The following is a 20384-nucleotide window of genomic DNA, read 5'->3' as shown; positions in this document are numbered from 1 at the left end:
TTTACACCAAAGGGTTCATCCACTTGAATTGATGTTTTGTGTCTGGAACAACGATTCTTTCGGCAATGCGCTCCATACGTTCTGGTAATTTCATCAAATAAGCTCTGGCCTTTTCAGCTTCAGCAGTCAATCCTGAAATTTTATCAATTTCCCAAGCCTTATTCAGCTTCCTCATAATGTCTACATAGTCAAAACTTGTGTAAACTCCGGCTCTTTGAGCAACTTCTGAAAACCTGTCAAACAAACTACCTTTGGCTTCAAAAGATTCTCTCAAATGCATCGCTGGCATTGTGATTTTTAATTTCATCATATCAAAGTAGGCCAGCATCATTTCGCTTGGATCTACCTTGAATATTTGACGAACAAATTCAGTATAAGCCTTGTGGTGCCTCATTTCATCACCAGCAATTATCTTACACATCTTACCCAGATTTTTCATACCTGCTTTTCTGGCTATTTTGGCTACGTTATTATGCGAGACATAGGTAGCTAATTCCTGAAAACTGGTATAAACAAAATTCTTATAAGGATCTCTGGAGGTGCCAATATCAAATCCGTCTGCTATCAAATGCTGGGTAGTTACCTCAACTTCTCTCATATTGACTCTTCCGGAAAGATAAATGTATTTGTTGAGAACATCACCGTGTCGGTTTTCTTCAGCAGTCCACATTCTGATCCATTTTGCCCAGCCATTATCTCCCTCTTCTTCATGCTGTGATATGCCATCAAGGTCCATCAACCAGGATTCATAGGTAGGTAATGCTTCTTCAGTTATCATATCCCCAACCAGAGAAATCCAGAAATCATTGTCAAGATCTTTAGAGAGTTCCCTAATTTCTTCAACCTCATGCATAAAATTAGCAGACTGAGGATTTGGAAGAAAATCTGAAGGCTGCCAGATTTTTTCCGGTGGAATCAAATAATCGGTCAGAAAGCCATCAACATTTTTTTCCAGTGTTTTCATTACTTCCTTACGTATATTATTAATAGACATCCTAAATTGGGTTTAATATGAGATGCGAAGGTAATTAGTTTTTATCAAAATCGCCTATTAATTGTGAAATCTGCATAAATATTTGATACTCATCGCATAAAATGAAAAATTCTCATTCAATTCTCAATAGCTAAGTTGGAAATCATATTGAAAAATCCTATTTTAGACGACCAAACCTGAACTTCTCATATATGTTTCTGACCATTTTAGTTGGCCTTGTTGTAATTGGAATAACTGTTGTAATTCAAGGCTATGGAACCATTTATTGGGTACGTAGGTTTGATCATAAAAGAGATTTACAACCCAAGACTTATCTCAGAAAAAACGGATTAAAACTGTTAATCACAACATCCATATTTTTAATTTTCATTCATTTATTTCAAGCAGCTATCTGGGCACTTGTTTACATGTTACTTCCTGGCGTAACAGAGTTTGAAACCTTTGAGAAATCGATGTATTTTTCCTTGGTAACCTTCACAACTTTGGGCTATGGTGAAATAACCATATCTTCAGCCAACAGAATACTGGCGGGCCTGGAAGCGATCAATGGAATAACACTGATAGGCTGGTCTACCGCATTTATGTTTGCGATATTTCAGGAATTAATGAAAGAGGGAAAAAAAGAAATGAAAGGGAAGTGATTGGATAACTATTTGCGATGCTATGGAAAAACAAACGAAATCTATAAAAAAAGTAAGTTTTATTGTCTTAATAATTACTGCTTTATTTTTTGTGTGGTATGTGAGCGCCGATCGGCATACACCATATACAGATCAAGCGAGAATTCGTGGTTTAATAACTCCTGTAAGCCCCAGGGTGTCTGGGTTTGTTACTGAAGTACATGTTCAATTACATTCACGGGTCAAGGCGGGTGATGTCTTATTTCAGTTAGACAGAAGACCTTTTGAAATTGCAGTTGAAATTGCAGAGGCCGGAATAGATAATACCACACAATCGGTTGCTGCAAGTACAGCTTCTGTAAAATCTTCAGCTGGTAAATTAGGTGTGGCCAAGGCCCAGCTCGACAGAGCTCAAAGAAATTGGGATAGAGTGCAGCGAGTAATGAAAGAAAATGAAGGAGCTCTTTCGGAGTCAGATAAGGATCAGGCGGAAACAGCTTTGCTACAGGCAACGGAACAGGTCGCTTCGGCTGAAGCCAGTCTGGAAAGAGCCAAACAATCTTTGGGAGTGTCAGGACCTGATAATCCGAAAATCAGGAGAGCAATACAGAATTTAGAACATGCTCAGTTGGATTTGGAGTTCTCAACAATAGTAGCTCCTACAGATGGTGTTATAGAGAGTTTTGAAGTAGATCTGGGTTACTATGCTTCAGCTGGTCAACCTATAACAACCTTAATTTCTAGTTCCGATGTTTGGATTCAGGCAAATTTAAAAGAGAATAATTTATCGAAAATGAAAATTGACAATGAAGTCGAGTTTGTTTTGGATATTGCTCCGGGAAAAATTTTTAAGGGTAAAGTAAGAAGTCTCGGATTTGGTGTGGCGACAGATCAAACCAATAAAGGTGGCTTGCCTTCCATTTCAGAAAAAAAAGGATGGCTTCAGGACCCTCAAAGATTTCCGGTTATCATCAGTTCTGATGATGCAGAGGTAAAAGATCTATATCGTTTGGGAGGACAGGTGGATGTGGTCGTTTATACAGGGGATAACTCCCTGTTAAATGCTATTGCAGGTTTTAGGTTATGGTTAATATCTAAATTATCCTATGTTAGGTAAATTGAGAATTAGAGCCCTTTTTTCCATTAATTGGAAGCCAATGATACCCATGTTGAGGTATGTTCTTGGCTCCTGTTTTATTCTTGGGGTAACCTCACTATTGAATTATGACCTGGCCTATTTGACTTCTGTTTTAGCCTTAGGTTATATGGCCCCAGGTGCGAAACCTTTGAGTTTTAAGGAAGGTGCAGGTTTCTTGGTTTTTTTAACGCTAATGACAGGGTTGACCGTGATCTTCACGGAGATGTTTTTGGAATATGCCATGGTTTTTATGCCCTTACTTTTATTAACCTTGCTTTGGCTTTACTATACAGACAGGATGCCAATGATGTTAAAATTATTCGCCTTGGTAAGTTTGGTGCTTATTCCTTTTGTTTCGATTGATGGTGGGGCCATTGGTAGTTATGTGGCTTCAAAATTAGTTTTTAATGCCTTCATGGCCATTGTGCTTTCTCAATTGGTTTTTTTGATATTTCCTTTATCAGAAGCAGATGTGCCATTTGAAAAGAAAAAGCAAAAAGCAGCAAAACAGTCCGAACGTGAGCGGTATAAATATGCAGTTAATATCATCCTGATTTTATTACCTGTTTTTATTGTATTCTATATGTTCAAATTGTCCTCGAGTTCTCTTGTGATAATTTTTATCGCTATTTTATCGGTGAGTCCGGCATTAGCAAAACCAAAAGTAGGACTGGTAATGATCGTTGCCAATATTTTGGGTGGTCTATTTGGTGTATTGGCATATCAGTTGCTGATTGTCGTTCCCAATTTTGTTTTTATGATTTTGGTTTCATTATGTATCGGGTTGTTCTTTGGAAGTCACCTTTTTTCAGACAGTAAATATGCATCGATCGCGGGAAGTGGATTCTCAACTTTTCTATTGATTCTTGGCTCAGTAACTGCCTCCGATGCAGAAGCAGGCAGTAAAGTTTGGACCCGAGTTGTTCAGATATCAGCGGCCGTAATATATGTGGTTATTGCTTTTGGAATTTTAAACCGGATTTTAAATGAGAAAATGGCAAAAGTATCATGAAGAAGATAATAACATATGGTTTGTTACTTTTCTTGGTAAGCTTTCTGGCTTTAAACCTTGGAAGTTGCAAAGTTGGGGAAGATTATGAAAGGCAAATGATGCCTGGTCCGGAAACATACAGGCAGGAATTTCCAAAAGACAGTAGTATTTCCAATTTACCCTGGTGGCAATTGTTTAATGATACAATTCTTGTCGATCTGATCCATACGGCACTGGTGAACAATAAAAGTATACAGGTGGCGATTTCACGAATTGAAGAATCTCGATTGCAGATAGAAATAGCCAAGGCCGATTATTATCCGGCGATTGGATATAATGCCTACGGTTCAAGTCTTGCCAATTCAGAAGTTTCGGGCTTGTCAAATCAAGCAGGTGGAGGAATTAATGTGTCGTATACAGTTGATCTCTGGCAAAAGATAAAAACCATGAATAAGATTGCCTTACAGAATTATTTCGCGACGGAAGAGGCATATAAATCTCTTAATATAAGTATAATAGCCTCTATGGCAAGTGCCTATGTCTCTTTGAGGGATATTGATAATAGAATTCTCATTGCTGAAAAGACGGCTGTTAATTTTCAGGAGAATCTTGATGTGATGCAGGCCAGGTTTAATGCAGGTTTTATCAGTGAAGTTGATCTTTCTCAATCGAAAATTCAATTAAGCGAAGCCTTAACAGCACTTGAGATTTTTGGTCGATCAAGGGGGCAAATCGAAAATGCCATTAGTGTTTTAATGGGGACTGCCCCAACAAGTATACCTCGTGGTTTGCCTTTGTATGAGCAGATTACCATACCAGAAATCCCTGTTGGTCTGCCCTCTGAATTGATAGACAGAAGGCCCGATATCAGACAGGCTGAAAGAAGGTTGCATGCCCAGACTTTAAGGATTGGCGTTGCTGAGGCACTGAAGTACCCTTCCTTGACCTTAAGTTTAGATATGGGAGCGCAACTGGTAAATCCATCATTTTTGTTCGCAGATTTGGGAGCCCAGCTTTTAGGTCCTATCTTTAATGCTGGTAGATTGCAAAGAAATGTAGAAATCGAAGAGCAAAGAACAAAACAACTATTGCTTGATTATGAGAATTCTTATTTATTCGCATTACAGGAGGTAGAAGATGCGATGATTGCAGTTGAAACTTACAGAAGAGAGTACGACCTTAGAAATCAACAGATGGAGATGTCCACCAAGGCCTCGCAACTTTCATGGGTACGCTATGACGGAGGATTGACAAGCTATTTAGAAGTCCTTAACCTTCAGACGTCTCAATTTAACGCAGAATTAAAGGCTTCTGAAGCTTTTAAGAATGAAATAACCTCGATTATAAATTTATATCAGGCTCTGGGAGGAGGCTGGTATGTTGATATAGAGGATGTAAAAGAATTGAATTAATATAAAACCTTGACATAATGAAAAATACAGAAACGAAAGCCCCCATTGATGTTTTCATCAAAATTGTACTCTTGTCACTTTTACTGGTATGGAGTTTTTTTATCATACGACCTTTTGTGACCCTTATGGTCTGGGCGATTATCGTAGCAGTTGCCCTTTATCCATTTTATCAAAAGTTGCTGAAGCTGACGAAAGGAAAAAAGAAGGGGATCGTTACATCTCTTTTTATACTGGTACTTGTGGCATTAATTATTGTGCCCACAATCAGTTTGACAGGATCTGTAATTGATTCCGGCCAGGAGGTTTATCAAAGTTTTGATGAAGGGTCTTTAAAGGTACCACCGCCTGCAGATGGAATCAAAGAATGGCCGCTTGTTGGTGAAAAGTTACATGCAGCCTGGTCGAATGCATCCACTGATCTGGAAAATTTTATTGTGAAATACAAAGATGAGATTCAAAACTCGTTAGGCTGGTTTTTCAGTAGTTTTGCAGGATTAATGGGGTCAGTTTTTTTAGGCCTTTTTGCGTTGATAATTGCAGGAGCATTTATGTCATCTGCTGATGCCGGCTATCAATCCGGTGTTGATTTTGCCAACAGGCTTGTTGCGGGTAAAGGAAAAGAATTTATGGACATGTGTGTGAGTACCATCAGAAGTGTTGTAAAAGGGATTTTATTAGTGGCTATTATTCAGGCGGTTCTGGCATACCTGGGCTTTCTGGTTATTGGCTTACCGGCGGCAAGTCTTTTTGCCTTGCTGGTATTGATTTTTGCGATTATTCAACTTCCTCCATTAATTGCGATGATTCCCGCGATTGCCATTGTATTTTCTTATGCCGAATCAACGCCTGCTATTATATTTTCAATATACGCGGTCATCGTTTCAATGTCGGATAGTTTTTTAAAGCCGATACTTCTTGGGAAAGGACTACAAACTCCAATGCTAGTTATATTGATCGGTGCCTTAGGAGGAATGATGTTGCAAGGAATTTTAGGCTTGTTTATCGGTCCGGTTGTCTTGGCCTTAGGATTTCAATTGTATACGACCTGGGTGGGACAAGGAGCTGAAAAAGTAAAGGAAGAAAAAGTTGTTGAAGAATGAATTAGATACATCTATAAAAATAAAAGCTCCCTTTTGAGGAGCTTTTTTTATGCGATATTATCAGGTTCTTCCAGGTCGTGTAATTCGTCCAGTTGTTTCAATAATTCGAATGTTTTTTTGGCTTCAGTTTCATCAACAATACTTATTGCGGCCCCCACATGCACCATCACGTATTGACCTACAGTGGCTTCCGGCACCATGGTAAGACTGACTTCTTTGATGATTCCATCAAAAGAAACTCTGCCGACTCTGAATATTTCATCAAGTTCGGCCGTTATCTCAATTAGTTGTCCTGGTATAGATAAGCACATCTTTTCTTTCTTATAGTTGGGTTTTTTCTTTGATGGCAGCTTGTTCATTTTTGAGCCATTGGTACCAGAGCTCCATACCTTCTCCTTTCGTCGCTGATACTTCAAAAAATTCCAGTGAAGGATTGACCTGCAAAGCGTAGGTTTTTAATTTGTTGATGTCAAAATCAAGATAGGGCAGCAGGTCTGTTTTATTGATAATGCAAACATCAGAACTTAAAAACATGTCGGGATATTTTAAAGGCTTGTCTTCACCTTCTGTGGTGCTGATGATAACGACTCTTTTATTTTCTCCCAAATCGAACATGGAAGGACAAACCAGATTTCCAACGTTTTCTATCATTAAAATCGAACCTTCCAAAGGAGCCAATTGCTTAACGGCATTGTGCACCATATCGCTTTCCAGATGGCATCCCTTGCCTGTATTTATTTGAATCACCGGTACATCAAGTGCGTCAATTCGATTCGCATCCTGCAAGGTTTGCTGATCACCTTCTATCACGGCAAAATCAAGTTGGTCTTTGAGGTCTGTCAACGATTTTTCAAGAATACTTGTTTTTCCTGAACCAGGCGAACTTACCAGGTTTAACACGAATAAATCTTTGGCTTCAAAGTACCCCCTGTTTCTTGAAGCCATAAGGTCATTCTGCTGCAGAATATCCTGCTCAACTTCGATAACAGTTTTTTTTAGGTGCTCCTGTTGATGTTCATGCTGATGGCCATGATCATGTGAATGCGCGTGTGAGTGCTCATGATGATGATGGTCATCATGGGAATGATGGTGATGTTCATGAAGAACAGATCCAGGTTTTTGAATGGACACATGCCCCTCTGGGCTGCCACAACCGCAGGTTCCGCACATAGAAATTAAGTTTTGAATTTATCCAAATATAACGGTTTCAAATGTTTAAGCATATGATTTTCATCATGTTTACTTTTCCATTTCAACCTGGGTGTCAGTTGCTAAAATCATATCAAATTGGTTTTTAAAAAAATGACGGGCCCTGTCTAAATTGCTCAGGCCGGTTTGGCTCGGTTCAGTAGATAAGTTCCATTTTTCACCTTCAATCCCTAAGACAAACGTGTTTGGTTGTGTCTGGTACAATTCGTTTTCCAGCCAAAGGACGGTTTCAGGTTCCAGCATATGTGAAGTGAGTCCGATTCCCATATTTGGATAACAAGGCTTGAAAAAGAATCCATTTTCAGTTTTTTCTTTGGTTGCATCCACAAAAATTATCGTTGAATAAAAGGAAATAATTTCAGCATCTTCTATCTGTAACTGATACCTATATAGCAAGTCTAATTCAGGAAAGATTTTTTCAATATAGTCCAGCATGAACCATCCCAAACCGTCATCGCTTCGACCCGAATTGCCAATTCCGATAATTAATATATTTTTAGTTTTTTCTTTTGACATCAGTTAAATTTCCAAGATGATCGAATAAAGAGATCTCCAATGGCATCTGTCCCATGGCATGAGTGGCACAGCTTAGACAAGGGTCATAAGCTCTGATAGCAACTTCAACTTGATTCAACATAGCTTCACTCACCTTTTGTTTTCCACTGATAACTTCATTGGCAACCCATCCTACCGCCTGATTCATGGCTTCGTTATTATGTGTTGTGGAAACAATCAGGTTGCAGCGTGTAATTCGGTCTTTTTCATCGACCTGATAGTGATGAATCAAAGTTCCTCTTGGTGCTTCAATAATACCGATTCCTTCATTTCTGCGGGTTCCTCTTCTTACAAGGTCATTGCTTAATATAGCGTCATCTTCAAGAAGGTCTTTCATCAGTTCTGCACAATGAAGAAGCTCAATGAGTCTCGCCCAATGTGAATACATGGATGCATTGTTGGTTTTTCCCAAGGTAGCATTCAAAAAGGCCAATCTTTCAAATGCGGCCAGGGGAGTTGAAATTCCCTCACAAACATTCATTCTTGCCAGCGGACCCACCCTGTTCCATCCTTTATCGCGCCCAAGATGCTTTAAATACGGAAACTTAAGATAGGACCATTTTTCAACACCTTCATAAAAATAATCTTGATAGGCATCCGATTCAATATCATTCAAGGTGATGGTGCCTGATGAATCAATCGCCCTTAAATGTCCGTCATATAATTCAAGATCTCCGGTTTTTTTATCAACCAACCCTAAATGACCGGATGGAAAAGATGCAAACTGATTGAACCATTCTTGATTTTTGGAATGATAAATTTTAATGAACTCAATTATTTCTTTTGACCATTCAATCATGGCATCAATAGAAGGTATTTCTTTTCCATTTAGAAAATAATCTCGTTCCTGAGCACTTATTTTTTTATGTACACCTCCTGGGGTTGCTGAAATTCCATGAATTCTTTTTCCGGCGATCATTTTGATGATTTCCTGCCCGAATTTTCGCATCAGGATGCCTTTTTTTGCCAGCTCCGGGTATTCCATTGCCACCCCAACCACATTACGTCTGCTGGGACTTGTGTCAGGTGCAAATAAAAGATCAGGTGATGCCAGATAAAAAAAATGCAGGGCATGAGACTGAAAAATCTGACCGTAATGGAGAAGTTTTCTAATTTTTTGAGCTGCAACGGATAAATCTTTCGGCTCAAGTCCCACAATCTGATCGATGGCCTTTGCCGCTGCCAGATGATGACTCACCGGGCAAATACCACAAAGTCTTTGCACCATTACAGGGGCTTCCCAATAAGGGTGTCCCTGGATAAACTTTTCGAACCCTCTAAATTCAACGATATGAAAAAAGGAATCTTTTACGTTATTGTTTTCATCAAGGTGAATAGTAACCTTTCCGTGTCCTTCTACTCGCGTAACAGGATCTATGACTATTTTTTGACTCATTTTTGCTGATTTAATCGTATTTAAATTCTTCGTGCATCACAGGGTATTCTTTACCCAAAACGATACTTTTTACAACTTTCCAGATATGATTTGCATTGGGAGGACATCCGGGAATGAAATAATCGATTTTTACAACTTCATTACAGGGATAGACATTATTTAAAATTTTTGGAATGTCTTCATGATTCGGAATCGTATTGGCTCCAATTTCGCTGGTAATTCCATGAATATAGGCTTCTTCCAAACAGTCTTTTAAAGAGAAAAAATTTCTCATTGCCGGGATTCCGCCCATGATGGCACATTCGCCAAAGGCGATCAGGATGTCACATTTCTTTCTAAATTCCTTGAGGACCTCAATATTTTCCGAATTTGAAACGCCCCCTTCAATCAAACCAACATGGCAACGTTTGCTGAATTTTTTTATATCGGTGAGCGGAGATTTGTTAAATTCAACGATCTCCAGTAGATCTATAAGTTCTGTATCAATGTCGAGAAGTGACATATGACAGCCGAAACAACCTGCCAGAGAGGTGGTAGCTACTATAAATTTTTCATCTTCATATTTTAGAGCACAGATATCCGGTGAATTGGTTTGTTTAGTCTTCCCAAGAATATCATATTTCCTTTCTCCAAAAGGCTGCTTATAGATCATTCCTTTTACAAGGATGGCGCCAACCGGGCAAATATTCATAGCATGCAGGGCCTCTGCTTCGCTAAGTTTTTCTTCCTGCTCATAATCAATGTGAACCCTTGTTTTTACACCTCGGTTCACAAATGAAAAAATATCCATGCCATCCGTGGTCTGAATTTCTTCAACGCAACGACGACAAAGGATGCATCGGTTGGTCTCCATTATCATTCTCTTCGGATTGAAATCAACATATTTATTGCTGAATACATGCGGGAAACGCGAAAATGTCAAGCCCATATCATAGGCCAGATTTTGCAAGTCACAATTACCGCTTTTCTCACAGGATGGGCAAAAATGGTTGCCTTCAGCGAATAGCATTTCAATAATAGCTTTACGAGTATCAATCAGTTCAGGAGTATTGATCACGACCTCCATGCCTTCTTTTACTTTTGTGGTACAACTTGTTGTAAATTTTCCGTTGACCATTACCGTGCAGATCCTGCAAGTGCCAAGAGAAGGTTCAATTTCTCTAAAATGACAAAGGGTTGGAATATAGATTCCGTTTTCTTTAGCAGCATCGACAAGTTTTTTATTTTCCAATACCTGGTATTCTTTACCATCGATATGGATCTTAACCTTGTTATCCATGGATTTGTTCAATTTCGTTAATAATCGTATTATACTCTTGTGTTACTTTATCCGGATCAAATGATGAGTTAAAGTCACTTTTGGCTAAGAGACATTTATTAAATTCCTGAGGAAATTTAAGGATGCCGGTAAGTAGACAATTCGTGGAGGTTTTTCCTAAACCACAGCGACTCGATTGCTTAATAATACTGCTCCATTTCTCCAGATCTTCCAGATCAGATTTTTCGGCGTGACAGAGCATTATTTTTTTGAGTTTTTTGGTGAGTAGAAAATTACCCGTTCGGCATGGGGCACAGATGCCACAGGATTCCGAAACGAAAAAATCAGTGATGTTCTTGAATATGGGCATCAGGTCCCTTTCTTTATTGAATACCATAAATGATCCACCACTTCTAAGACCTATAGCGCTCATTTTTCGCGAATATTCAATAGGGTCCTCCCATTTAAACTGAACGTGCTCAGCCAATAGGTTTTCTCCGGAAATCTCTCTGTCAAAATCGGCTTCTGACAGACATTCTCCAGCATACCCATTAAATAGGATCATATAAGGGTTTTCAGCTTGTATAAGCTTTAGAAATTCATTGAGTTTCATTCCCCATTCAATCTCATAAATACCGGGTTTATTGCAATCTCCCGAAACGCTTAATAATTTGGTTCCCTTGGTCGCTTCAGTCCCAATTTTTAAGTACTGATCGAGCGGCATATTTAAAATTCTTGGGATGGCACATAGGGTTTCAACATTATTAATGATGGTGGGTTTGCCGAACAGGCCTTTCTCAACAGGGAAATATTCTTTGGTAGAAGGTTCGCCACGGTTTCCTTCGATAGAACTGATCAATGCAGTTTCTTCCCCACAAACATAGGCTCCTGCCCCCATATGCACGATCAAATCAAAATCAAAACCATTGATGCCTGCAATATCTTTACCGAGGAATCCATGATCTTTGAATTTCTGAATTTCACTCTCTATTTTATCCTTTAGGTAGAAATATTCAGCACGTAGATAGATATAGCCGAAAGAGGCACCTACTGCGTAGGCGGCTAAGGCCATTCCTTCGATCATTAATCCCGGATGTTTGTTCATCAGGACCCTGTCTTTAAAAGTTCCAGGCTCCCCTTCATCAGCGTTGCAAATGATGTATTTCTGATCTGAGGCATGTTTAGAACAGAATTCCCATTTCATGCCCGTTGGGAAAAAAGCACCTCCTCTTCCCGATAATTTCGACTTTTTAATTAGGTCAATCAGCTGGTCAGGACTTCTGTTTTTTAATTTTTTTAAAGCGGATCCTGGATTATATGCTTTAAAAAAAATGGTTTTGTCTTTTGGCGGAGTGTACTGAATGTTATTTTTTGGTATTCTAGTCAGGCTTTCAGGATGTATACCTTTTTTTAGCTGAGCGATTATGTTTTTTACTTTTAAAGGTGTCAGGTTTGTAAAGGCATGGAAATTTATTAAAGCCGAGGTTTCCTGATCACTCAGGCCTATGCAGGAAGTTTCGAATAATCCGAATAGCTTGTCATTGGTGGTTTCACCAAATGAAATACCCAATTCCTTTTCAAAGGCTCTTTTAACGGCATGGTACTGCCCTTGTTTAGAAATGATTCCATTGTTAAGATAGATAGTATATTTACCGGCATGTGTGCGGTGATAAAAATGATAAAACGAAATAATGCCTTCCAATTCAGTTTTGGAAATAGTAAATTCATGGGCAATTTTGGTCATATCATCTGGAGCGATGTACCGTCTTTTTTTTTGAATATCCCACAGAATATTCATCAAAGAGGATTTTGGCGGAGGGTTTTTTTGAGCTGCCATAATCTGTAGAAAGTAATAGGAAAAAATAGGGAAAAAAGGAATCAAAATCTATGACAAAAGTCATTGTTTTTGATAAAAATATCATGGGGTTTTACGAAAAGAAATACATGGTAAAGAGATTTTAAATAGGAATCAGATAACTTCCAGCGCTTTAATTCTAAGCTCTTTGCCTTGGAGAATTCCCTTGAGGTAATTTTGGCAGTCAGGACAGGGGTCGTAAACATGATCCAGTGGGAAAATACAATCGCATTCCATGCATTGCGCTTTGCCCTGAATATGGTCAATTTTCTTTGTAGCATTTTCTAATACGGTGTCCTTGACCACTCCACTCCAAACAAAATCCAACGCGTCTAGTTCAATACCAGCTAAATTGCCAATTTCCAGCTCAATAAGGTCGACGCTTTTTGCGCCGGCTTTTTTAGTTTCCGTTTCAGCAATTTTTAGAATACCCATCACAATTGACAATTCATGCATAATCTAATAATTGATAAAATTAACATATAAAGGTAGAAGAAATTAATTCAAAAAACATGATAATAGTCATGTAATCAGCCGTTTAAATATTTTAAATTTAACATCATTTTTTTCTTTTTACCAACACATTACATTTAAAATTACTGATATGGCTTCAAAAGACGGGCATAGAGAGACCTACTATGAGAGTGCAATTAGAAAGGGTTATAATCGAAGAGATTTTATGAAATTTGCCGCTTTCATTTCGGCCTATATGGGATTGGAAAACTCCATGATTGGTCAGGTTGCGAACTCATTGCAAACCAAACACAGGCTTCCTATTATCTGGGAACACTATCAAGAATGCACCTGTTGCAGTGAATCATTTATTCGATCTGATCACCCTATGGTGGCAGATATTATTCTTGACACTGTTTCTTTGGATTATTCTGAAACTCTGATGGCTGCATCCGGACATCAGGCTGAAGCTGCCAAGCATGACACTATGGAAAAATATCACGGAGAGTATATTTTATGTGTGGAAGGGTCTGTTCCAATGGGTGCTAATGGAGTCTATTGCACCATTGCCGGGAAAACTGCCCTTGACCATTTAAAAGAGGCCGCTGAAGGAGCAAAAGCGATCATTGCCTGGGGAAGCTGTGCTACCAATGGTTGTGTTCAGGGTGCAAAGCCCAATCCAACGGGTGCCACTCCAATACATAAGATTATTAAAAACAAACCTATCATTCAGATGCCGGGTTGTCCGCCAATTGGAGAGGCCATGGCAGCCTTGATTGTTCATTATGTGACTTTTGAAAGATTGCCTGAACTTGATCGATCGGGAAGACCAAAAGCTTTTTATGGTAAAAGAGTACATGACACCTGTTACAGAAGGCCATATTTCGATGCAGGACTTTTTGCAGAATCTTTTGATGACGTCAATGCCAAAGAAGGGTATTGTCTATATAAGTTGGGTTGTAGAGGACCTTCTACCTATAATGCATGTGCGAGTATGAAATGGAATAACGGGATTAGTTTCCCTATTGAATCCGGACATGGGTGCATCGGGTGTAGTGAGGCGAATTTCTGGGATAACGGACCTTTTTATAAACGTATGACCAATGTTCCCGGTTTCGGCATAGAAAGTTCTGCCGATAAAGTAGGGAAAATTGCTACAGGGGTTGTCGCTGCCGGTTTAACTGCGCATTCAATTGTTGCAAATGTGTCAAAGTATAAGGAGTTGAAAGGGCGTTATAGCAGGGGCAAGATCAACGAAGAAAATTTAGATAAAAACGAAGAAAAATAGACCAAGATGGCAAATAGAATAGTTGTAGATCCAATCACCAGAATCGAAGGGCATTTAAGAATTGAAGCCGAGATCAAAGATGGAAAAATAGTAGATGCTTTTAGCTCCAGTACGATGGTTCGAGGTCTTGAAAACATCGTTAAAGGAAGGGACCCAAGAGATGTCTGGGCCTTTGTTCAAAGAACCTGTGGTGTATGCACCACGGTGCATGCCATTAGTTCAGTTCGTGCGGTTGAAGATGCCCTGGGCATAGCCATTCCGCCCAATGCTGAAATGGTTAGAAATATCATGGAAGGTGCTTTGTATATGCATGATCATGCCGTACATTTTTACCACCTTCATGCCCTTGACTGGGTGGATGTAGTAAATGCCCTCAGCGCCGATCCGGCAGAGACGTCTAAAATTGCTCAGAGTATTTCAAACTGGCCAAAAAGTTCTCCCGGTTACTTTAGTGATGTGCAAAAAAGAATTCAAAAATTTGTGGATAGTGGTCAATTAGGCATTTTTGCAAATGGCTATTGGGGACATGCTCAGATGAAATTACCGGCAGCCGTGAACTTGCTTGGAGTAGCCCATTATCTGGAGGCCTTGGAATGGCAAAAGGAAATTGTGAAAGTTCATACCATACTTGGCGGTAAGAACCCTCACCCAAATTATCTGGTAGGAGGAATGGCCTGCGCCATCAATGAAAATAGCACCGGAGGTTTAAATGCGGAAAGACTGGCGCATGTGGGTAAATTGTTAAAACAAGGAAAAGATTTCATCGATCAGGTCTATATTCCTGATTTGCTTGCGATTGCTTCATTCTACAAAGATTGGGGAGCCATCGGATCCGGTGTTGGGAATTACCTGTCTTATGGAGACTTCCCAATGAATGGCTATGCCGATCCTACAAACTTTAAATTCCCTCAGGGAGTTATTCTTGACAGAGACCTATCTAAGGTGCACGATGTGGATCATCGCAATGGTGATATTGAAGAATTTGTCAATAACTCATGGTATGATAATTACAAAGAAGGAGCTGAAACTGGAAGACATCCATGGGAAGGTGAGACCAATATCAATTATTCAGGTCCGCAACCACCGTATGAACATCTTGATGTAGAAAATAAATATAGTTTTATAAAAACACCACGCTGGAAAGGCAAAGCCATGGAAGTGGGCCCATTGTCTCGACTATTGGTCGGGTACGGACGCGGCAACAAAGAGATACAAGATGTGGTGAATGGTGCCCTGAGTCATTTAGATGTTCCGGTTGAGGCATTGTTTTCTACACTGGGAAGAACCGCTGCAAGAGGTATAGAGTCACAATTGGTAGCGAACTGGACCCTGGAATTTTACGATCAATTGTTATTAAATATAAAAAACGGCGATTCAAGGATGGCAAATACAGAGCTCTGGGATCCCGCAAAATGGCCTAAAGAGGCGAAAGGGGTTGGTTTTACAGAGGCTCCAAGAGGAGCTTTGGCCCATTGGATTAAAATTAAAGATGGTAAGACAGAGAACTATCAGCAGGTAGTGCCAACAACCTGGAATGCTTCTCCAAGAGATCCTTCCGGTCAGCGTTCGGCCTATGAGTCAGCCTTATTGGATACCCCGGTGGCAGATCCTGAACTTCCTTTAGAAATAATTAGAACGGTGCATTCATTTGATCCTTGTCTGGCGTGTGCAGTGCATTTGTATGATGAACATGGTAATCACATTTCGCGTGTGACGAATGTTGGAAGTTGTGATGTTTAATTTATGATCTAAAGTAATGGAAACAATAACGAGTAAAACATATGATTTTAAAAGAGTATTGGTTTGGGAATTGCCCGTACGAATATTCCATTGGTTGAATGCTCTTTGCATTACAGTTCTGGCAATCACCGGCTTTATTATAGCAGATCCTCCCGCCCTGATGTCAACAGCTGAAGCAGTTGATTCCTATTGGTTTGGAACAGTAAGAACCATTCATTTTATTACTGCTTATGTGTTTTTACTCAATGCCATAGTGCGAGTTTACTGGGCTTTTAACGGAAATTATTACTCAAATTGGAGGGCTTTTTTACCTCTAAATAAGCAGAAGTGGGATAATATTAAGCATGTGTTGAAAGTGGATGTATTGTTACAGAATGAAGAAACAGAAGTGCTTAAAAATATTAGTGTAGGGCATAATTATGTGGCTTCTCTGTCTTATATCGTCCTTTTCTTGTTGGCCTTGGTTCAAATATTCACAGGTTTTGGATTGTATGCCCCTACATCAGGCTGGTGGTTGCCAAAGTTGTTTGAATGGGTGCCGGTGGTTTTAGGAGATGAAATGACCACCAGATTTATTCATCATATTGCCACCTGGTTATTTATAATTTTCACCTTGATTCATGTCTATCTGGTATTCTATCATGACTGGTTGGAAGGAAGAGGAGAATCGTCAGCGATGATCAGTGGATATAAATTTGTGAGGAAAGAAAGATTGAAAGATGGTGAGCATATTTGAGAATAATAGTTCTTCCTGCGCATCAGATTTATTAGTGTTAGTTTAATTTTAGGCTTGCCGTAAAGTTTTATAAAAAAAGGTATGGCAGGCCTAAATAGTGTAAGATTAGAAAATGAAAAAAGAACAGAACACGCCTGTCGCTATTAGCAGCGATGCTTATTTTTTTGAGAAAGACAAATCTGAAAGTATTTTGATTCTTGGAATCGGGAACTACCTGATGGGTGATGAAGGAGTAGGCGTACAATTGATTCAGTATATGAATGGATTAGAGTTGCCATCAAATATTGATATTCTCGATGGAGGAACGGGAGGCTTCTTACTACTGAGCTGCATTGAAGCTTATGGTCGCATTATTTTTGTTGATGCCACCATGGATGGGAAAGAAGAGGGGGCAATTTCAGTCATCAATCCGAAATTTGCTTCAGATTTTCCAACAGCCTTGAGCGTGCATGATGTGGGCTTAAAGGATATGATTGAAGCCGTATATCTTTTGGAGAAGCGTCCTGAAATTCAATTGATTACAGTTGCAATACGTGAAATGAAACCAATGACACTAGAACTCTCCGATAAAGTGGCAGAGGCAATACCAAAGGTTTCAGCCCTCATTCTTGAGATGACTTCACAGATAAGGGCTGAAGACTAATACCAAGTGAGACACCAATAAAGACAGATGTTAGTTACTTGTAAAATAGCGATATCAGGAAGGGTTCAAGGAGTTGGATTCCGTCCGTTTGTTAGCAATTTGGCTAATCGAATGGACTTGTCTGGATATGTGTCAAATAATAAAGACGGCGTAATTATAATGGTATCTGGTAAAGCAGATACCATTTGTCATTTTTATAAAGACCTTATAGAACACCCTCCGCCTTTGGCTAGAATAAGGAGCCATCGTTGTCAGGATGAAATGTATGTTGCCTATGAATCTTTTACGATTGTTCCCAGCCCTTCCGGATCTAAACTAAATTTGGCGCTGACCCCTGATTTTGGCATTTGTCCTGAATGCAGGCAGGAATTGATGAATCCTGACAACAGAAGATATCAATATGCCTTTACTACTTGTGTGAACTGCGGCCCCAGATGGGCGATTACCAATACCTTTCCCTTTGAAAGAGATCATACCACCTTGAACAGTTTTAAGATGTGTTCAAAATGTGAAGGAGAATATGGAGACCCTTCGAACCGGCGATTTCATTCACAGACCAATAGCTGTCCGGAATGTGGGATTCAATTGACGCTAAGTGATAGCAAGGGGCATCTTATTTCAGATCAGCAAGATTTTATTTTTAAAGACGTAAATGAACTCCTCAAAAAAGGGAACATCATAGGTATTAAAAATACAGGAGGATATTTGATCTGTTGTGATGCCACCAACAGGAAGGCGATTAAACGGTTAAGACGTTTAAAGCGAAGGCCTAAAAAGCCCTTTGCCATTTTATACCCGTCACTCGATATGCTTGAAAAAGAGCTCGACCTTGAGTCCTGTCAAAAAAATGAATTATGCGCTGTAGAAAGGCCTATTGTTATCGTTTCTGGAGAAAGTTATAAGGGGAAAATGGTATTAGAAGAAATAGCACCCGGATTAAAACAACTGGGCATTATGTTGCCTTATTCTGGTGTTTTAGAATTATTGTCAAATGAATTGGAAACACCTGTAATCGCAACTAGTGGCAATATGCATGGCAGTCCGATCATCAAAAACAGACAAGAAGCAACTGAGGCAATTGGAGAGATCGTTGATTTTTTTGTCCATCATAATTTGTCAATTTCGAACCCTCAGGATGATTCTGTGATTAAATTCAGTAAGCATCAGCAACGAATCGTCTTTAGAAGGTCCAGAGGTTATGCGCCAAATTATCTGGAGTATTCAAAGCGGTTCGATCAAAAAATACTGGCCCTGGGAGCCCATTTGAAAAGTACCATCGCTTTTGCACCCAATGACTATTTATACTTGAGTGAGTATTTGGGAAATCTGGATCACTATCAGGTTTATGAGAGGTTTAAATTAACAACATCCTATTTTCAATCTTTGTTTGATGTGGAACCTGATGTTATAATTGTGGACAAACATCCGGGTTATGTCAGCAGCCAGTTCGGTAAAGAATTCGCTGAGAAGATACATGTACCGATTTATAAAGTTCAGCATCATAAAGCTCATTTCGCAGCTGTTTTGGGAGAGCATGATTTATTTAATATGGAAGACGGTGTGCTGGGTGTGGTCTGGGATGGTACCGGTTTTGGTGATGATGGACACATTTGGGGTGGTGAGTTTTTTACCTATAAGGACAGAAGTATGGTGAGGTCAGGTCATTTTGAATACTTTCATTGGATGGCCGGAGATAAAATGGCAAAAGAGCCCAGAATATCATTATACGCATTAAATGAGGATAACCAGGCAGGTTTTTTAAAAGAGAAGTTTTCAAGAGAAGAACAACATGTATATCAATCATTAAAAAAAATAAATAGGCTTAAAACGTCATCAGTAGGCAGGATATTCGATGCCCTTGCTTCATTGTTGGGGGTGTGTGATGCAAACAGTTATGAAGGAGAAGCGGCTATTTTATTAGAGAACAGTATTGTCGGTAAAGAGTTGACAAAACGCAAGGCATACACAAGAGTAGGAAAGGATAAAATTTTGTCAACCAAAATTCTTTGGGAAGGGATTTGCAGGGACTTTGAAAGCGGAGCCAACAGGGAAGTAATAATTCTGAATTTCTTTTATACCCTTGCCTTAAGTGTGGTCGATATGGCGGACCTATTAAGTGTAAAGAATATTGCGCTAAGTGGAGGCGTTTTTCAAAACACGGTATTAATTGATATGGTACAGGAGCTATGCGGAAATGATTATAAGTTGTTTATGAATAAACATTTGTCGCCGAATGACGAGAACATCTCCTATGGGCAACTCATGTATTATACACATTGCAGAGAAAATAAAGGAACAATGAAATCTGATGGTCGTAATGTTTCATCAAAATCAAAGAAATTAAATGAAATACCTCAGTGAATATAGGAACATAGAGGCCACAAGACAAGTGCTTAACAACTTGTCAGAATCTGTGAGCAGGCCATGGAATATCATGGAGATATGTGGTGGACAGACACATGGACTGGTTAAAAATGGTATTCTGGAATTACTTCCGAAGGATATCAGAATGATACATGGGCCGGGTTGTCCCGTTTGTGTTACCCCTTTGCATTTAATTGATAAGGCCATTGAACTTTTAAAGCAAGGTGTTATTGTCTGTTCCTTTGGTGATATGATCAGAGTTCCGGGAAGCAAACAAAGCTTGTTGGAAGCCAAGGCGGCAGGAGGGGATTTAAGAATTTTATACTCCCCGCTGGAAGCAGTAAATATTGCCCGCGCCAACCCGAATAAAGAAGTTGTTTTTTTTGCTGTTGGCTTCGAAACTACTGCACCAGCCAACGCCTTATCGGTCCTTCATGCTCAAAAGGAAGGACTCCGGAATTATTCGATTCTTGTGTCTCATGTACTTGTGCCTCCTGCTATGGAAGCTATAATGGATGATGAATTTTGCAGTATCGATGCATTTTTAGGGGCTGGTCATGTTTGTGCGATTATGGGATACAAAGAATACCATGCGCTGGCTGAAAAGTATCAAATTCCAATCATCATCACAG

19 protein-coding genes are annotated in these 20384 nt (G+C 39.4%); 11 read left to right on the top strand and 8 right to left on the bottom strand.

The window, feature by feature from the left end; genetic code table 11:
- Position 1: 1 nt before the first annotated feature.
- On the bottom strand, positions 2 to 994 hold the full coding sequence (locus tag ACR2MV_RS07490) for an acyl-ACP desaturase (RefSeq protein WP_434021286.1): 993 nt from the start codon (positions 992 to 994) through the stop codon (positions 2 to 4).
- A gap of 191 nt (positions 995 to 1185) precedes the next feature.
- Between ACR2MV_RS07490 and ACR2MV_RS07485 the strand changes: the two genes are divergently transcribed.
- From ACR2MV_RS07485 to ACR2MV_RS07465, 5 genes are read left to right on the top strand one after another with little or no spacing between them, the layout of a single operon-like run.
- The gene (locus ACR2MV_RS07485; protein ID WP_434021285.1) at positions 1186 to 1635 is read left to right on the top strand and encodes an ion channel; all 450 of its coding nucleotides are present in this window, start codon (positions 1186 to 1188) and stop codon (positions 1633 to 1635) included.
- A gap of 22 nt (positions 1636 to 1657) precedes the next feature.
- Positions 1658 to 2731 (top strand): HlyD family secretion protein, encoded by a 1074-nt coding sequence (locus ACR2MV_RS07480; protein ID WP_434021284.1) that lies wholly within the window; start codon positions 1658 to 1660, stop codon positions 2729 to 2731.
- Complete coding sequence (locus tag ACR2MV_RS07475) at positions 2721 to 3764, top strand: hypothetical protein (RefSeq protein WP_434021283.1); 1044 nt, start codon at positions 2721 to 2723, stop codon at positions 3762 to 3764. The genes ACR2MV_RS07480 and ACR2MV_RS07475 overlap by 11 nt, the downstream gene beginning before the upstream one ends.
- The gene (locus tag ACR2MV_RS07470) at positions 3761 to 5155 is read left to right on the top strand and encodes an efflux transporter outer membrane subunit (protein ID WP_434021282.1); all 1395 of its coding nucleotides are present in this window, start codon (positions 3761 to 3763) and stop codon (positions 5153 to 5155) included. The genes ACR2MV_RS07475 and ACR2MV_RS07470 overlap by 4 nt, the downstream gene beginning before the upstream one ends.
- 17 nt (positions 5156 to 5172) lie before the next feature.
- Positions 5173 to 6255, top strand: a complete 1083-nt coding sequence (locus tag ACR2MV_RS07465) for an AI-2E family transporter (protein WP_434021281.1) — start codon at positions 5173 to 5175, stop codon at positions 6253 to 6255.
- Positions 6256 to 6302: 47 nt separating this feature from the next.
- On the opposite strand, the gene ACR2MV_RS07460 is transcribed toward ACR2MV_RS07465, so the two are convergent.
- The 7 genes from ACR2MV_RS07460 to ACR2MV_RS07430 all read right to left on the bottom strand — a co-directional run bounded on the left by ACR2MV_RS07460 (position 6303) and on the right by ACR2MV_RS07430 (position 12984).
- On the bottom strand, positions 6303 to 6566 hold the full coding sequence (locus ACR2MV_RS07460; RefSeq protein WP_434021280.1) for a HypC/HybG/HupF family hydrogenase formation chaperone: 264 nt from the start codon (positions 6564 to 6566) through the stop codon (positions 6303 to 6305).
- 10 nt (positions 6567 to 6576) lie between these two features.
- On the bottom strand, positions 6577 to 7425 hold the full coding sequence (gene hypB, locus ACR2MV_RS07455; protein WP_434021279.1) for a hydrogenase nickel incorporation protein HypB: 849 nt from the start codon (positions 7423 to 7425) through the stop codon (positions 6577 to 6579).
- A 69-nt stretch (positions 7426 to 7494) separates the two neighbouring features.
- Positions 7495 to 7980 (bottom strand): hypothetical protein, encoded by a 486-nt coding sequence (locus ACR2MV_RS07450; protein ID WP_434021278.1) that lies wholly within the window; start codon positions 7978 to 7980, stop codon positions 7495 to 7497.
- Positions 7961 to 9415, bottom strand: coding sequence for a Ni/Fe hydrogenase subunit alpha (locus ACR2MV_RS07445; RefSeq protein ID WP_434021277.1), 1455 nt, complete (start codon positions 9413 to 9415; stop codon positions 7961 to 7963). Before ACR2MV_RS07445 ends, ACR2MV_RS07450 begins: the two co-directional genes overlap by 20 nt.
- A gap of 10 nt (positions 9416 to 9425) precedes the next feature.
- Positions 9426 to 10694: a 2Fe-2S iron-sulfur cluster-binding protein gene (locus tag ACR2MV_RS07440; RefSeq protein WP_434021276.1), complete on the bottom strand. Its 1269-nt coding sequence runs from the start codon at positions 10692 to 10694 to the stop codon at positions 9426 to 9428.
- Positions 10687 to 12510 (bottom strand): NAD(P)H-dependent oxidoreductase subunit E, encoded by a 1824-nt coding sequence (locus ACR2MV_RS07435; RefSeq protein WP_434021275.1) that lies wholly within the window; start codon positions 12508 to 12510, stop codon positions 10687 to 10689. Before ACR2MV_RS07435 ends, ACR2MV_RS07440 begins: the two co-directional genes overlap by 8 nt.
- A 132-nt stretch (positions 12511 to 12642) precedes the next feature.
- Positions 12643 to 12984 (bottom strand): hydrogenase maturation nickel metallochaperone HypA, encoded by a 342-nt coding sequence (locus ACR2MV_RS07430; RefSeq protein ID WP_434021274.1) that lies wholly within the window; start codon positions 12982 to 12984, stop codon positions 12643 to 12645.
- A gap of 148 nt (positions 12985 to 13132) precedes the next feature.
- On the opposite strand from ACR2MV_RS07430, the gene ACR2MV_RS07425 reads away from it, so the two are divergent.
- The 6 genes from ACR2MV_RS07425 to hypD all read left to right on the top strand — a co-directional run.
- Entirely contained in the window at positions 13133 to 14269 is a 1137-nt protein-coding gene (locus tag ACR2MV_RS07425) for a hydrogenase small subunit (RefSeq protein ID WP_434021273.1), read from the top strand.
- Positions 14270 to 14275: 6 nt separating this feature from the next.
- A complete protein-coding gene (locus tag ACR2MV_RS07420; RefSeq protein WP_434021272.1) occupies positions 14276 to 16009 on the top strand; it encodes a nickel-dependent hydrogenase large subunit in 1734 nt (577 codons plus the stop codon).
- A 16-nt stretch (positions 16010 to 16025) separates the two neighbouring features.
- The gene (gene cybH / locus ACR2MV_RS07415) at positions 16026 to 16745 is read left to right on the top strand and encodes a Ni/Fe-hydrogenase, b-type cytochrome subunit (RefSeq protein ID WP_434021271.1); all 720 of its coding nucleotides are present in this window, start codon (positions 16026 to 16028) and stop codon (positions 16743 to 16745) included.
- Positions 16746 to 16857: 112 nt separating this feature from the next.
- The gene (locus ACR2MV_RS07410; protein ID WP_434021270.1) at positions 16858 to 17388 is read left to right on the top strand and encodes a hydrogenase maturation protease; all 531 of its coding nucleotides are present in this window, start codon (positions 16858 to 16860) and stop codon (positions 17386 to 17388) included.
- 27 nt (positions 17389 to 17415) lie between these two features.
- On the top strand, positions 17416 to 19749 hold the full coding sequence (hypF, locus tag ACR2MV_RS07405; protein ID WP_434021269.1) for a carbamoyltransferase HypF: 2334 nt from the start codon (positions 17416 to 17418) through the stop codon (positions 19747 to 19749).
- Positions 19733 to 20384: hydrogenase formation protein HypD (hypD, locus tag ACR2MV_RS07400; protein WP_434021268.1), on the top strand; the 652-nt coding region annotated here is incomplete at its 3' end. The genes hypF and hypD, both read left to right, overlap by 17 nt.

This window comes from Lutimonas sp. (assembly GCF_051011215.1).
In the GTDB taxonomy this organism is placed as follows: domain Bacteria; phylum Bacteroidota; class Bacteroidia; order Flavobacteriales; family Flavobacteriaceae; genus Lutimonas.
The sequence above is the reverse complement of the archived record's forward strand: the minus strand, read 5'-3'. Positions and strand labels throughout refer to the sequence as shown.